Source organism: Pseudomonas sp. NY15463 (assembly GCF_048068415.1).
In the GTDB taxonomy this organism is placed as follows: domain Bacteria; phylum Pseudomonadota; class Gammaproteobacteria; order Pseudomonadales; family Pseudomonadaceae; genus Aquipseudomonas; species Aquipseudomonas mosselii_C.
The window spans coordinates 86,032-100,857 of the sequence record NZ_JBLUQD010000008.1 but is presented as its reverse complement, the minus strand read 5'-3'; the positions used below and the strand labels follow the sequence as shown (position 1 = coordinate 100,857).

The window sequence follows — 14,826 nt, the reverse complement described above, 5'->3', positions numbered from 1 at the left end:
ACAACTATAAAAAAGGATGCCCACATGAAACGTGTATTTTCGCCACTGTGCGCCGGCCTGCTGGGCGCGGCGCTGTTGCTGACTCCGCTGGCCGCGGTGCAGGCCAAGACGCCGAACGATCAGTTGATCGTCGGCATGAGCCTGGTCAACCTGTTCTCCATCGACCCGGCCAACGCGCCAGGCCTGGACGCCTCGGGGGTCAATGCCAACCTCTACGACACGCTCATCAAGCGTGACCATGGCAATCCCGACAAACACCTGCCGCAACTGGCCGAGCGCTGGACGATAAGCGAGGACGCGCGGCAGATCACCTTCCACTTGCGCAGTGACGTGCGCTTTCACTCCGGCAATCCCCTGACCGCCGAGGACGTGGCCTGGTCGTTGTACCGTGTGATGAAACTCAACTATGGCCTGGCGACCACCTGGAAAGCCTATGGCTACACGGCCGAGAACATCCAGGGGTTGATCCGTGCCACCGATGCACACACGTTGGTGGTCGAGCTGCCACAACCCACCGACCCGTTGCTGGTGATCGACTCGCTGGCGGTCTCGCCCAGCGCAGTGGTGGTGGACCGCGAGCAGGTCCTCAAGCACGAGAAAAACGGCGATCTTGGGGCTGCCTGGCTGGTCACCAACGAAGCCGGCAGCGGCCCGTTCACCTTGAGCAAGTGGAGCGCTAACGACGCCTTGGTGATGACCCGCTTCGACGGCTACTGGGCGGGCCCGGCCAAGATGAAACGGGTTCTGTTGCGGCACATGACCGAGTCGCAATCGCTGCGCCTGATGCTCGAACGTGGCGACCTGGACCTGGCCTACGGCATGGCCGCACCGGACATCAAAGCCATCGAAGGTCACGCTGCCCTGCAGGTTCAGGCATTGCAGCGCGGCACGATGTACTACGTGGCGATGAGCATGAAACAGCCACCTTTCGCCAACCAGAAAGTGCGCGAGGCGGTGCGTAACCTGATCGACTACCAGGGGCTGGATGAACAGGTGATGCCGCACTACGGCACGCTCAACCAGCGGCCGATGCAACTGGGCCTGGAGGCTCGCCTGCCCGATCCGGGTTATCGGCTGAACGTCGCCAAGGCCAAAGCGTTGCTGGCTGAAGCCGGCTACCCGCAAGGCTTCAGCACCACCATCCGCACACTGTCCGAGCCGCCGTTCATCGACATTGCCGCGCGCATGCAGTCGACCCTGGCCGAGGGCGGTATCAAGGCCACCATCGTGACTGGCACCGGTAACCAGGTGTACGGCGCCATGCGCGCGCGCAACTTCGAGATGATCGTCGCGCGGGGTGCCGAGCGTTACCCGCATCCTTACTTCAGCCTGCGCACGTTCGTCTACAACCCCGACAACAGCGACAACGCCGGACTGCCCAACTTCCAGGGCTGGCGCGCCTCGTTCTTCAGTCCCCAGCTCAATACGCTGATCGACCAGGTCGGTGTCGAGCGTGACGCCAGCAAGCGTCTGGCGATGTATCACCAGGCGCAGACGCTGTACGAGCAGCAGGTCGGGCCGATCATGATGATCTCGCAGATGACCGACACCGCCGTGAGCGCTGCCGACGTCAAGGGTTTTGTGGGCGATGACGCCGAGGCCACGCGTTATCTGGGCGTCTACAAACAACGCTGAGTACCACCGGTGGCGCCTGCGGGCGCCCCGTGTGGCCATGATTTCACATCGAGAGCATGCCGATGATTGCCAACATCTCTTCCTCTGAAACGGCCGCCAAGCGCCAGGCCGATACGCCTGCCTCCAGCTTCCACGCGCTGGGCCGCAGCAGCCTGCGGGTATTGCGCCTGCTGGTGCGCAATCCAATGACCCTGGCCGGGCTGCTGGTGGCGCTGCTACTGGTCGTGGTGGCCAGCTTCGCCCCGTGGATCGCTACCCACGACCCGGTGTTGCAGAACCTCGCCAACGCCTTGCAGGCCCCCAGTGCCGCACACTGGTTCGGCACCGATGAATATGGCCGCGACATTTTCAGCCGCCTGGTCTACGGCGCACGGATCACGCTGTACATCATCGCTCTGGTGACCATTATCGTGGGGCCGATCGGGCTGTTCATCGGCACTGTCTCGGGCTACTTCGGCGGCTTCGTCGACACCCTGTTCATGCGTGTCACCGACATCTTCATCTCGTTCCCCAGCCTGGTGTTGGCACTGGCGTTCATCGCCGCACTCGGCCCGGGCCTCGAACATGCGGTGGTGGCCATCGCGCTGACTTCGTGGCCACCGATCGCCCGCTTGGCGCGCGCCGAAACCTTGTCGCTGCGCAAGGCCGATTTCGTTGTGGCGGTGGAGCTGCAGGGTGCCTCGTCGACGCGCATCATCCTGCGTCACATCGTACCGATGTGCCTGTCGTCGGTGATCATCCGCCTGACCATGAACATGGCGGGCATCATCCTCACGGCAGCGGCCCTGGGCTTTCTCGGACTGGGTGCGCAGGCGCCGTTGCCGGAGTGGGGCGCGATGATTTCCACCGGCCGTCGCTACATGCTCGAGTGCTGGTGGCTGGTGGCGGTCCCTGGGGCGGCAATCATGTTGGTGAGCCTGGCGTTCAACCTGCTCGGCGATGGCCTGCGGGACATTCTCGACCCGCGTAGCGAATAACCGGAGGCATCATGTCTGTACCCAAACTCACCGTCGATGCGCTCAACGTACGCTTCGTCAATGGCAAGAAAGTGATGCACGCCGTACGCGATGTGTCGTTCACCCTGGGCCAGGAAAAACTCGCCATTGTCGGCGAGTCCGGCTCGGGCAAGTCCACCGTCGGACGCAGCCTGCTCAAGCTGCATCCAACCAGCGCTCAGATCACCGCCAAGGCCTTGCAGTTCGGCGATATCGACCTGCTCAGTGCCAGCGAAAAGGCCATGCAGAAGATCCGCGGCCAACGTATCTCGATGATCATGCAGGACCCCAAGTACTCGCTCAACCCGGTGGTCAAGGTGGGTGAGCAGATTGCCGAGGCGTATCTGGCGCACCACAAGGCCAGCCGCAGCGAAGCCCGCGAGCGTGCGTTGCTGATGCTCGAAAAGGTGCATATCCGCGACCCCGGACGGGTCTACAACCTGTACCCCCACGAGGTCAGCGGCGGTATGGGCCAGCGCATCATGATCGCCATGATGGTGATTACCAGTCCCGAAGTGATTATCGCCGATGAGCCCACCTCGGCACTCGACGTTTCGGTGCGCCAGCAGGTGCTCAACGTACTCGAAGAGCTGGTGGTCGAGCAGCGAATGGGCCTGATCTTCGTCAGCCACGACCTCAACCTGGTGCGCAACTATTGCGACCGGGTACTGGTGATGTATGCCGGGCGGGTGGTGGAGTCGCTCGCAGCCTGTGACCTGCATCACGCCGAACATCCCTATACCCGTGGCCTGCTGGCCGCGTTGCCGAGCATGGACAATCGCCGCCCGCGCCTGCCTGTGTTGCAACGCGACCCGCTGTGGCTCACCTGCTGAGGTAACCGATCATGTCCATGATTCACGTACAAGGCTTGAACCTGAGCTTCGGCGTCGGCGCCGGGCTCAACCAGGTGCTGCATGATGTCGACCTCAGCGTCGAAGATGGCGAGTCGTTCGGCCTGGTGGGCGAGTCTGGCTCGGGCAAGACCACGGTACTGCGCTGTCTGGCGGGGCAGTACCGGCACTGGCGCGGGGCGTTGAGCATCGATGGCACCGCGTTGCAGCACAGCTTGCCCAAGGCGCACTTTCGCAAGGTCCAGATGGTCTTCCAGGACCCTTACGGCTCGCTGCACCCACGCCACACCATCGACACGGCGCTGCGCGAGCCGCTGGTCATTCATGGGTTGGACGAGCGGGATGCACGTATCAACGACATCCTGGTCAAGGTCGGGCTCAACGACAGCTTCCGCTACCGCTACCCGCACCAGTTGTCTGGCGGTCAGCGCCAGCGTGTGGCGATTGCCCGCGCGCTGATCCTCCAGCCACGCGTATTGCTGCTGGATGAGCCGACTTCGGCGCTGGATGTATCGGTGCAGGCCGAGATCCTCAACCTGCTGGCGGACCTGCGCCAGCGCGAGAAACTCACCTACCTGATGGTGACTCACGACCTGGGCGTAGTCAGCCACTTGTGCGACAAGGTGGCCGTGATGCAGCACGGGCGCATCGTCGAGCGCCTCGACAGCCAGGCCTTGAGTCGAGATGAAGCCAGCCACGCCTACACCCGCATGCTGGTGCAGGCCAGTCGCGACTTCAGTGCCGATTCGCCCAGGGCCCACGCCGTCTGATCCGGCCATCGCCCCTCGCAGGCGATGGTCTGCGAGGGGGCGAATGCAGGCCTTACCCCGCCGTACCCACAACAAGAACAAGGACGCTACCCCATGCGCAACGCCATCCTCGCCACCCTGACCATGACCTGTAGCTTGCCGCTATGGGCCGTGCAAGCGCCGCTCAAGGTGCAAGTGCCCACTCTGGCCTACGATGACCGACAGATCATCCTGGTCTGGGAGAAGCCAGCCGATCACGCCGATATCGTCGATTACCACGTATACGCCAATGGCCGCTTGCTGGGCGCCAGCAATGCCAACAATGACCAGGTATCGCCGGCCAAACCTTATATCGATCGTTTCTATGCGCAGGATACCGAGCGCTTCCACCACCGCATTGCGATCCACAGCTTCACCGCCCAAGGGCTGAGCCCCGACACCGAGTACCGTTTCACTGTGCGTTCGGTCGATCGGCAGGGACGCGAGTCGAGCGACAGTGCCAGCGTGGTGCAGCGCACTACCCCGGTGCCAGCGCTGTTCGATGTGAAACGCTACGGTGCCAAGGGCGATGGCGTGAGCCTCGACACGCTTGCCATCCAGCGTGCCATCGATGCCTGCAGCATTGGTTGCAAGGTATTGCTGCCCGCCGGCACCTACCGCAGTGGGGCGTTGTACCTGAAAAGCGACATGACCCTGGAAATCGCCGAGGGCGCGACCTTGCTCGGGTCTGAGCGTGCCGAGGATTACCCCCGCGAAGGCTATATCCAGTACCCGTATTCCACCACCGTGCGCCCGGCTTCGCTGATCAACGCCTTGCCCCGCGACCCTCGCCAGCACCAGGCTTTCCAGAACATCCGCATCGTGGGCCAAGGCACCATCGACGGTAACGGTTGGAAGCGCAATGCCGATGTAGGCGATGAAACGGGTCGGCCGTTGCCGGTCTATCGGGCCAGCGACAACACCCGCTACATGCACGACGGCGTGCTGGCCAAGGCCCAGGTGGAACGGGCCGTGGCCGAAGGCATGAATGTCAAGGACGCGTATGGGCAGATGCGCTCGTCATTGATCACGTTGCGCAACGTGACCAACGTGTTCTACGGCGGTATCACCGTCCTCAACCCGGCCTACCACGGCATCATGAACCTGGAAACCGAGAACGTGGTGGTCGCCAACACCACCCACAAGACCTTCGATGCCAATAATGCAGACGGTATCGAATTCGCCAACAGCCGGGGGGCGATGGTCTTCAACAACTTCTTCGACACCGGCGACGATTGCGTCAACTTCGCGGCCGGCACCGGGGCGGACGCGGTGCGGCAAAAGCCCCAGGAGGGCGCCTGGATCTTCAACAACTTCTTCCGCAAAGGCCACGGCATGGTGGTGGCGGGCAGCCACACCGGGGCATGGATCCAGGACATCCTGGCCGAGGACAACGTGTCCGATGGCACCGATGCGGGGCTGCGCATGAAAAGTACCCACTTCATGGGCGGCGGCGCGCGAAATGTTACCTTCCGCGACTCGGCGATGCGCAACACCGTCAAGCAGGCGTTTATCTTCACCCTCGACTACAGCGACCCGAATGCCAAGCTCGACTACAAACGCTCGACGATAGCAGGGCAGTTTCGCGATATCAGCGTCAGCGATGTGACCGTGGAGAACGCGGGCATGGCGGCAATCGAAGTCAAGGGCGATAGCCAGCGCGGCGCCTATCACCAGGGCTTGGCGTTCGAGCGCGTGCGCTTCAGTGGGCCTGCGCCGGTGAAGATCGATGGCTTGAAGGACTCACGCTTCGACCACCTGCGCTTGAGCCAGGCCGCCAGTCAAAACCCGTGGCAGATCGGTGACAGCCAAGGCTTGGCGTTCACCGATGTCGAGCCTGCACCGGCCCAGCCCTAGGCTTACTCGCCGTAGAATGCCTGCACCTTCTGCGCCTCGCGCAGGCGCGCGCGGCTGTTGCTCAGGTGCAGGTACATGGCGGCCCGCGCGGCATCGACCTGACGGCTGGCGATGGCGTCGAAGATCTGCTGATGCTCAACGTTGATACCGGCCAGGTAGGTGCTGCGGTTGCTTTGCCCGGTGTAGGCCGAGTTCATCCGCGTGCGTGGGATCATCTTGGTGCCCAGGTGCTTCATGATGTCGATCAGGTATTGATTGTCTGCGGCCTTGGCGATTTTCAGGTGGAACTGGAAGTCGGCATTGGTGGTGCTGCCGGATTTTTCCGGCCCCTGCATCAACGCTTCCAGGGCTTGGGCAAGCTCGTCGAGCGCCTGTGGTGTGGCCCGTTCGGCGGCCATGCCGGCGGCCTGGACTTCCAGGCTCAGACGAAATTCCAGCAGATCGAGCACATCCGACAGCAAGGCGATGGTCGCGGGACCGACGTTGAAGCTTTCCGGGGCCGGCATGTCCAGCACGAAGGTGCCCACGCCGTGGCGGGTTTCAACCAGGCCTGCGGCCTGCATGCGTGACATGGCCTCGCGCACCACCGCGCGGCTGACTCCCTCGGCCTGGATGATGGCTGCCTCGGTAGGTAGCTTGTCACCGCGCTTTAGGGTGCCCTCACGCATGCGCTGGGCAAAGCGTTCGACCAGCTGTTCGGCAAGGCGGCGGGGCTGTTGCAGCGTGTTGGCGGTGAGTTCCGGCATGGTCGTGCTCGTCGGTGAACAGCACCTAGTATAGTGCTTTCAGTCATTGGGCTGCGGCTATAATCCAGCCTCTTCGGTTTTGAATGGGTCTAACCAATGGTGCACGCCACTTCCGATCGACGCCTGAGCCTTGCCCAGCAATTGGTGCAGGACTTTTCGCAGCAGATCCTCTCGGGCGAGTTGCCGGCGGGCAGCAAGCTTCCCACCGAACAAGCGGTTACCCAAGCGCGTGGCGTCAGCCGCACGGTGGTGCGCGAGGCCATGTCGCGCTTGCAGGCCGCAGGCCTGGTAGAGACGCGCCGTGGTATCGGCACGTTCGTGGTCGATGCGATTCCGGCCGGCGACCTACAGGCGGCGGGCGCTGAAAAAAGCACGGCCTACAACGCCGTGGCGATCATCGAATTGCGCCTGTGCCTGGAAATCGAAGCCGCCGCGATTGCCGCGCAACGCGCAAGCGAGGAGCAGTTACAGGCGATGCGCGCAGCGCTCGATGCGACGCGCCTCGATCCGCAGCTCGCAGGTGTCGACTTCGTCTTTCACCTGCTGGTGGCTCAGTGCACGAGCAACAGTTTTTTCATCGACTCCATGACCCACCTGCACAACACCCTGATGGCTGCCGCACGGCCAAGCCCGGCGCCTCAGCGCGACGCGGAAATCCGCGAGCGCGAGCAGGTGTACGCCGCTATCGCGCAGCAGGACGCCGAGCTCGCGCGCGCCGCGATGCGCCTGCACCTGACCAACAGCCTGGGTCGGGCGCGCGAGCAGGTGCGTGAGCAGGGCGTCTAGGCCAACGTCGGTCCCCGCTCACCTACCTATCTATCCGCGCGCGGTTTTGCACAAGGTTGCGCAGGCTTGCCAGAATGCCTGGCGCATCGTAGGGCTTGCGCACCACTGGGACGTGCAGTAAGTGGCGCGGAATGTTGGCGCCTTCGCCGTAGCCGGTCGCGAACACGAATGGGATCTGGCGCCGGGCCAGCTCCTCGGCCACGGCGATGGACGTGCCATGCCCCAGGTTGATGTCGAGCACCGCGATATCCGGCGCGCGCAAGCCAATCGAGCGCATGGCCTCGTCCTCGGCGCTGGTGGTGACCACATCGTCGATACCGGCATCGGCCAGGATCTGCTCCAGGCCCACGGCGATTACCAGTTGATCCTCAAGAATCAGTACACACAGAGGCGCCAGTGTCTCGCAGGCAGATGCAGGCGCCAGTGCCGAGGTTGCCGCCGGGGCGGTGCTGTCGGTGCTCTCGCACACCGTCAGGTGCCGCCCCGGGATTCGGAACAGCCCGCGCAGGCCTTCGGGAAGGTATTCAACCTGGCTGGTACCGCCCAGATCGAACGGGATGCTGCGGTCAATCAGGACCGAACCGAAGCCGCGGCGGGTGGGCGGGCGAACGGTTGGACCTGCGCGCTCCAGCCAGTTGATCTGGCAGGCACCGCCGGCATCGAGCGTCCACTGCACGTGCAGTTGGCCTCCGGCCCGCGACAGCGCACCATACTTGGCTGCGTTGGTGGCCAGCTCGTGCAGCACCAGCGCCATCACCGAATAGGCGCGGGCGTCGAGCAAGACCTGCGGCCCTTCGAGTTTGATCGCCCCGGCTTGGCGGCCATAGGGTGACAGCTCGGCCTCCAGCAGCGTGCCCAACTGGCCACCGCCATCGCCGCGTATCACCTGGTCATGCGCAAACGACAGCGCCTGAATACGCCCTTTGAGGGTGGCGACGTAGTCCTGCAGGGTCTGGTTTTCTGCGCTGGGGTGGGCCACCAGTGCGCCGATCAGCGACAGGATATTTTTGACCCGGTGGTTGAGCTCTTCATTGAGCATGCGCTGGCGTACTTCGGCCTTGGCGCGCTCGTCGGCCAGCAGTTCGCTGTTGCGCAGGGCCACCTCGACGATGGCCCTGCGAATCGCCTCGCCGAACTGCCGGTCCTGCTCGGACCAGGGCAGTGACTGCTGGTGCACGGTCTCTTTCCAGATGGCGAAGCTTTTACGCGGGGTCAGCCGTTCACCGTGTGTACCGGTGGCGTAGGTCTTGTTCGGGTCGCCCGCCCAGTCGAGGGTTTCGACCACTTCCTTGCGAAACAGCAGCAGGTAATCCCGCGGCTGTTGCGACATGGGTATCACCAAGACTCCCGAAACCTCCGCGTAATAGTCCTGGGCCGCTGGATGGGCCATGGACAGCCGGTTGCTGGCCCAGATCTGGCTTTCGGCGACCCCTTCGGCCAGGCGCAGCAGATCGGGAATGGCACTGAGCGGTGGCGTGAGCCCAAGCGAGGACCAGCGACCCTGTAGCGACATACCTATGCCGTCGCAGGCGATCAGGGGCTGGAATTGCGCCAGCCGTGAGTGCAGGAACTCGGCCATGTCCGTAGCCTGGCCAGCGTTGCGCAGCAGGATGTCCAAGGCTTTGTGAACGTGCATCGCGGCGTTTAGGTGCTGGCGGGTACGCAGCGTCTCGATGTGCAGCGAGAAGAACTCGCCGAACATCTCGGCTGCCACCCGCTGGCCCATGGCCAATGTACGGGGTGCGTAGTGATGGCAGGCGATCAGCCCCCACAACTCACCGTTGACGACGATCGAGATCGACATCGAGGCGCCCACCCCCATGTTGCATAGGTACTCGCAATGAATCGGCGAGACGCTGCGCAGGTGCGCGTAGGAGAGGTCAAGCGGTTCGCCGGAGAGGTCGCGCAGCGGAGCGATCGGTACGGTCTTGACGGTGGCGTCGGCGATGACCCGGATGCGGTTGCGTACATACAGGGCACGCGCCTGCTGGGGGATGTCCGAAGCCGGGAAATACTGGCCCATGAAGCTTTCGAGGTCGCCGCGCTTGGCTTCGGCCACCACCTTGCCGGCACCGTCGGCACTCAGTTGGTAGATCATCACCCGGTCATAGCCCAGCACGGCACGCACGAAACGCGCCGAATCACGGAACAATTTGCTGGTTTGGTCGACTTCGCGCAGTTGGGCGATTAGTGCACGGGCCAGTTCAACCGGCTCTGTGGCGCTGCTCCCGGCAGGCTCGAACTCGATGATCGCGCAGCCTTTGAACAGATGCGCGGCAATGTCGAACAGTCGCCCACCGGCCAAGCTGACATTGAACATCAAGGCCGGCCGACCGGCTTCGCGGGTACGGGCCAGGGCGTTGCGGATGTCATGCGCGACGTCATCACCAAGCAGTGCGTGCAGGGTCTGACCATTGATGCTTTGGGTCGTGCCCAGCATGTCCCCGGCGTTGGCCGAATGGCGCAGTACAAAGGCGGCGCCTGCATCGCAGGCGAGCAGGCAGCCGTGCGGTTGGATGCTGCCTGGGATATGGATCGGCTCGCGGTCGCAGTTGCTCAGGTTGACGTGAGTGTGTGAAACCATCGGTCCAGCCTGTTGGCGATAGGGGCATTGGCAGGTTCAGCTGCCGTGGCGTGTTGGCGGCATGTTACGGGTTCGCGGGCGTTACTGCCCAACAGATTTGCTCAGTCTAGGCGGTTAATCGCAGGCGGTGCGTGTTCGTTATCCAGCCGCCGTCGCGGCGGGCCGGGGAGTAACCTGCCGCGCGGCGTTGTCCAGATGTGACCGGTCAGACGCAACGAGGAGGAGATAACCGTGACCGACCAGAAGGCGCGGGTCAGCAACCAGGCTTCGGGCGACATTTCCGGGTTGCCCCATGACATGTTTTTCGCGGCCGTGCAAACCACGCGGATGCCGATGATCGTCACCGACCCTAACCGTGACGATAACCCGATCATCTTCGCCAACCGCGCATTTCTGGAAATGACCGGTTATGCGTTGGACGAAATACTGGGCCGCAATTGCAGGTTCCTGCAGGGAACCGACACCGATCGCTCGATGGTCGACAGCCTGCGCGAGGCGATCACGCAGCGTGTCGATATCGCCACGGAGATTCTCAACTACCGCAAGGACGGTTCGAGTTTCTGGAATGCCTTGTTCATCTCGCCAATCTTCAACGAGCGCGGCGATCTGATTTACTACTTCGCCTCGCAACTGGATGTGAGCCGGCGCCGCGATGCCGAGGATGCGCTACGTCAGGCACAGAAAATGGAAGCCTTGGGCCAATTGACCGGCGGGATCGCCCACGACTTCAATAACCTGCTCCAAGTCATGGGCGGGTACCTGGGGTTGATCGCGCGTGAGGCAGACAAGACCCAGCCGGACCTGGATAGGGTCCGGCGCAGTGTCGGCCATGCGCAATCGGCAGTGGACCGCGCCAGCACCTTGACCAAGCAACTGCTGGCGTTCGCTCGTAAGCAGAAACTGCATGGGCGCGTGCTCAACCTGAATCACCTGATAGACGATGTCCGGCCGATCATCGAGCGTACCTTCGGTGCCGATGTGACGGTGGAGTTCGACCTCGAAACCCAGTTACGCAACTGCCGGATCGATGCGACCCAGGCCGAAGTGGCGTTGTTGAACATCTTCATCAATGCCCGGGACGCGCTCATCGGGCGTAAACGCCCGCACGTGTTCATTGAAACTCGCAATGTCCAGATCACCGACCTGAGCCTGTCGTTCGATGGCTTGCTGCCGGGCAGTTACGTCAGCATTTCCATCACCGATAATGGCATCGGCATACCGGCGGGTATTCGCGAGCGGGTGATGGACCCGTTTTTCACGACCAAGGAAGAGGGCAAGGGGTCGGGTCTAGGGCTGTCGATGGTGTATGGCTTTGCCCGTCAGTCTGGCGGTACGGCGCGGATCTACACCGAAGAGGGCGAAGGGACCACTCTGCGGTTGTACTTCCCGGTCGATGACGCCAAGGTGGTGCAGCAACCACCGCTTAAAGTGGCGCAGCGCAGTGCAGGCAGCGAGCGGATCCTGATCGTAGAAGACCGGCCGGATGTGGCGGAGCTGGCGAAAATGGTGCTGGAGGACTACGGCTATGCCGCCGATATGGTGCTCAACGCCCGAGAGGCGCTCAAGCTGATTCAGGCCGGGGAGCGCTACGACTTGCTGTTTACCGACTTGATCATGCCGGGCGGCATGAACGGGGTGATGCTTGCCCGGGAAGTGCGGCGCTTGCAACCTCAGATCAAGGTATTGCTGACGACAGGCTATGCGCAGAGTGCGATTGAGCGGACCGATATCGGCGGCGCTGAGTTCGAGGTCATCTCCAAGCCCTGCCAGCCGCATGACCTGGCTCGGCGGGTGAGGCAGGTCCTGGATGGTCCGACGGGGGTGGTCTGAGCGGCACCCCGGCCGCACCTCAAGCGCGCGGCGCCTGGAGACAGGAAGGTGGCGGCGTCTGCTGTACGAGCGCGTTCAGTTGCACCTTGAGCGACTCCAGGCTGAATGGCTTGGTAACGATCGCCATGTGCGGCTCCAGCGGGCAATCCTGTAGCGCTTGAGGGTCGACATAGCCGGTCATGAACAAGATCGGTAAGTCGGGCCTGCGCTGGCGGGCGATTTGCGCCATCCTACGCCCGTCGGTGCCTCCGGGCAGGCCGATATCCGTGACCAGTAGGTCGATACGGGTATCTGAGTTCAAGAGCTGCAAGCCCGCCTTCGAATCGGCGGCCTCTACGACGACATAGCCGAGTCGGCCGAGCACTTCGCTGACGAACATGCGCACCGAAGGCTCGTCGTCGACCACCAGCACGGTGGCGCCGTGCTTTGCACTGGGTATCTGCGTGGTTGTGTCTGCCGCTGCGGGTGCTGTCGCCGGTTCGTGGCGGCAGGGCAGTTGCAGGGTGACTCGCGTACCTTTGCCCAGTTGCGATTCGATTCCCAGTTGCCCTTGCGACTGCCGGGTAAATCCATAAATCATCGATAAGCCAAGGCCGCTACCTGCGCCCACGGGTTTGGTGGTGAAGAAGGGCTCGCAGGCCTTGGCCAGGGTTTCATCGCTCATACCGGTGCCGTTGTCGGTGACCCGGATGGTCAAGTAGCTGCCGGGCTGCACCTCTGGGTTGTGCAACTCAGCCGCTTCCAGCGTCTGGTTCAGTGTTTCCAGGATGATCGAGCCGCCTGTGGGCAGCGCATCCCTGGCGTTGATGCACAGGTTGAGCAATGCGTTCTCGACCTGAGTAGGGTCGACCAGGCAGGTGGCCTGTGTTGCCGACAACTGCACCTCAAGGCGCACCGAAGGCCCGACGGTACGGCGGATCAGGTCCTCCATGCCGCCGATCAAGGCATTGACGTCGGTGAGCACTGGCACCAGCGTCTGGCGCCGCGAGAACGCCAGCAGGCGATGGGTCAGCGCGGCGGCGCGTTGCGCAGCGCCGTAGGCTACCGACAGGTAGCGCTCCAGGTCCGCCGTGCGGCCTTTGCTCAGTTGCAGCTTGATCAAGTCGAGGCTGCCGACGATGCCGGCCAGCAAATTGTTGAAGTCGTGGGCGATGCCTCCGGTCAACTGCCCGACGGCCTCCATTTTCTGGGACTGGCGCAGTGCAGCCTGGGCTGCCTCGTTTTCGGCGATGGCGGCGTTGACCCTGGCTTCCAGGTGCTGGTTGAGTTCCACCAGCGACGCTTCGGCGGTTTTTCGGGCGGTCACATCGATGGATGAGCCGATCAGCCCGATCAGCTCGCCAGTCTCGCTGTACATCGGTGCCTTGACGGACAGCCAGTAGGTTTCCGAGCCGTCGGGCATGTCGACCTGCTCTTCGATCTGTATCGCCTTGCCGCCGTGCATGACGCGCTGGTCGGTGGCCATCACCTTTAGGGCTTGCGCCTTGTCCTCGAGGATTTCCAGGTCCGTCTTGCCCAGGTAGAACTCTGGCGGCTTACCAATCAGTCGCGTGGCCCCGTCATTGGCCACCAGCAGCCTGCCGTCCAGGTCCTTGGCATACACCACCCCCGGGACCGCAGCCGTGAAAGAGCGCAACAACGCCGACACCCGGTCACGCTCGGCCTCAGCCACCTTGCGCGACTCGATGTCCATCAGCACCCCGGGAAACCGGACCGCTACGCCGTTGGCATCAAGCTCGGCACGGCCATTGGCTTCGACCCACCTGAAGCTGGCGTCGGGCTGGCGAACGCGATACTCACAGCGAAACAGGCCGCCACAGGCCATGGCCTCGGCGATGGCCTGGTTCACACGGGCGTGGTCGTCAGGGTGGATCGAGGTGAACGCTTCTTCGATGGGAATACCCTGCTGGCATCTGACCGGCGACAGGCCGAATGAACGCGCGAAACGCTCATCGGCCGTGACACAGTCGCTGGGAATGTCCCACACCCAGGTGCCCACGATGGCCCCGGCGTCCAACGCCAGTTGCAGACGTTCCGAAGCATCGGCCGTGAAGGGGGGGTGGACAGTACCGGCGCTGTGGCCGGTGGCTTGAGAGTTATCCGCGTCCATCCATTATCCCAACCTGTGCTTCATGGTGAATGTGTCTCTGGGCATAAGGCCGTTTTGCCTGGCGCCGTTCAGTGCCAGGACATCCTGTTTGAATACACCTTAGGGGGCCCCTCAGCAAGTGCAGAGGAGCAAAGGGCAGGTCCGAGATTCGCATGGGGCACACAGCGTGGCATTAGGCGGTGGCCGTGCTGATCGAAGGCCCCCACTGAGACTGCATACTCTGGCAAGGGTTCACGCGTGAAGGGAATCCATCGAGGCGGCGCAAGCGTGTTGTACACCGCGTTTTGCAGGTTGTGAACGGTGTGAGGTCCTACGCATTTACCTTCCGCAGTTCGGTGGAGCATTACTATCCACAGCGCCCTTTGGACGGGCATGCTCCGCTCGACGCCGAACCGTTGAATGCGTTTGGCAATCTCTGCCTGATCAGCCATGAGAAGAATGCGCGTCTGAGCAACTTCATGCCGGCGACGAAGAAAGAGCTTTACCAGACCAACAGCATCGACAGTATCAAACAGTACCTGATGATGCAGGTTGAGCATTGGGACGCGCACGCCATTGGCGAACATGGCAAGCACATGTAGCAGGTACTACTCGACAGCCTTATCGGCCTGCACGCGCACGGCTAGCTGCTGCGCCTGGGCGGC

Annotated in this window: 11 protein-coding genes; 8 read left to right on the top strand and 3 right to left on the bottom strand. The window is 62.9% G+C overall.

The genetic code is table 11. The features are described from left to right. Positions 1 to 24 precede the first annotated feature (24 nt). The 5 genes from ACNFIC_RS20320 (at position 25) to ACNFIC_RS20300 (ending at position 6,126) form a co-directional block, all read left to right on the top strand. Entirely contained in the window at positions 25 to 1,635 is a 1,611-nt protein-coding gene (locus ACNFIC_RS20320; protein WP_138218063.1) for an ABC transporter substrate-binding protein, read from the top strand. A 62-nt stretch (positions 1,636 to 1,697) separates the two neighbouring features. Next, positions 1,698 to 2,612, top strand: coding sequence for an ABC transporter permease (locus tag ACNFIC_RS20315; RefSeq protein WP_138218062.1), 915 nt, complete (start codon positions 1,698 to 1,700; stop codon positions 2,610 to 2,612). Between the two features lie 11 nt (positions 2,613 to 2,623). Beyond that, complete coding sequence (locus ACNFIC_RS20310) at positions 2,624 to 3,463, top strand: ABC transporter ATP-binding protein (protein ID WP_138218061.1); 840 nt, start codon at positions 2,624 to 2,626, stop codon at positions 3,461 to 3,463. An 11-nt stretch (positions 3,464 to 3,474) separates the two neighbouring features. Further along, entirely contained in the window at positions 3,475 to 4,251 is a 777-nt protein-coding gene (locus ACNFIC_RS20305; protein ID WP_138218060.1) for an ABC transporter ATP-binding protein, read from the top strand. Positions 4,252 to 4,344: 93 nt separating this feature from the next. Further along, positions 4,345 to 6,126: a glycosyl hydrolase family 28 protein gene (locus tag ACNFIC_RS20300; RefSeq protein WP_138218059.1), complete on the top strand. Its 1,782-nt coding sequence runs from the start codon at positions 4,345 to 4,347 to the stop codon at positions 6,124 to 6,126. A 2-nt stretch (positions 6,127 to 6,128) separates the two neighbouring features. Here the strand turns inward: ACNFIC_RS20300 and ACNFIC_RS20295 are convergent, their stop codons facing one another. After that, complete coding sequence (locus ACNFIC_RS20295; protein ID WP_138218058.1) at positions 6,129 to 6,872, bottom strand: FadR/GntR family transcriptional regulator; 744 nt, start codon at positions 6,870 to 6,872, stop codon at positions 6,129 to 6,131. A 96-nt stretch (positions 6,873 to 6,968) separates the two neighbouring features. On the opposite strand from ACNFIC_RS20295, the gene ACNFIC_RS20290 reads away from it, so the two are divergent. Then, positions 6,969 to 7,658: a FadR/GntR family transcriptional regulator gene (locus ACNFIC_RS20290; protein ID WP_416781745.1), complete on the top strand. Its 690-nt coding sequence runs from the start codon at positions 6,969 to 6,971 to the stop codon at positions 7,656 to 7,658. Positions 7,659 to 7,680: 22 nt separating this feature from the next. Here ACNFIC_RS20290 and ACNFIC_RS20285 read toward each other — a convergent pair whose 3' ends face one another. Further along, the gene (locus ACNFIC_RS20285; RefSeq protein WP_416781744.1) at positions 7,681 to 10,242 is read right to left on the bottom strand and encodes an HWE histidine kinase domain-containing protein; all 2,562 of its coding nucleotides are present in this window, start codon (positions 10,240 to 10,242) and stop codon (positions 7,681 to 7,683) included. Between the two features lie 231 nt (positions 10,243 to 10,473). On the opposite strand from ACNFIC_RS20285, the gene ACNFIC_RS20280 reads away from it, so the two are divergent. Further along, a complete protein-coding gene (locus ACNFIC_RS20280; RefSeq protein WP_416781742.1) occupies positions 10,474 to 12,072 on the top strand; it encodes a histidine kinase famiy protein in 1,599 nt (532 codons plus the stop codon). Positions 12,073 to 12,091: 19 nt separating this feature from the next. On the opposite strand, the gene ACNFIC_RS20275 is transcribed toward ACNFIC_RS20280, so the two are convergent. Then, positions 12,092 to 14,182, bottom strand: a complete 2,091-nt coding sequence (locus tag ACNFIC_RS20275) for a hybrid sensor histidine kinase/response regulator (protein ID WP_138218054.1) — start codon at positions 14,180 to 14,182, stop codon at positions 12,092 to 12,094. 302 nt (positions 14,183 to 14,484) lie between these two features. On the opposite strand from ACNFIC_RS20275, the gene ACNFIC_RS20270 reads away from it, so the two are divergent. Further along, positions 14,485 to 14,763, top strand: a complete 279-nt coding sequence (locus ACNFIC_RS20270) for a GmrSD restriction endonuclease domain-containing protein (RefSeq protein WP_416781741.1) — start codon at positions 14,485 to 14,487, stop codon at positions 14,761 to 14,763. The last annotated feature ends 63 nt before the right edge of the window (positions 14,764 to 14,826 follow it).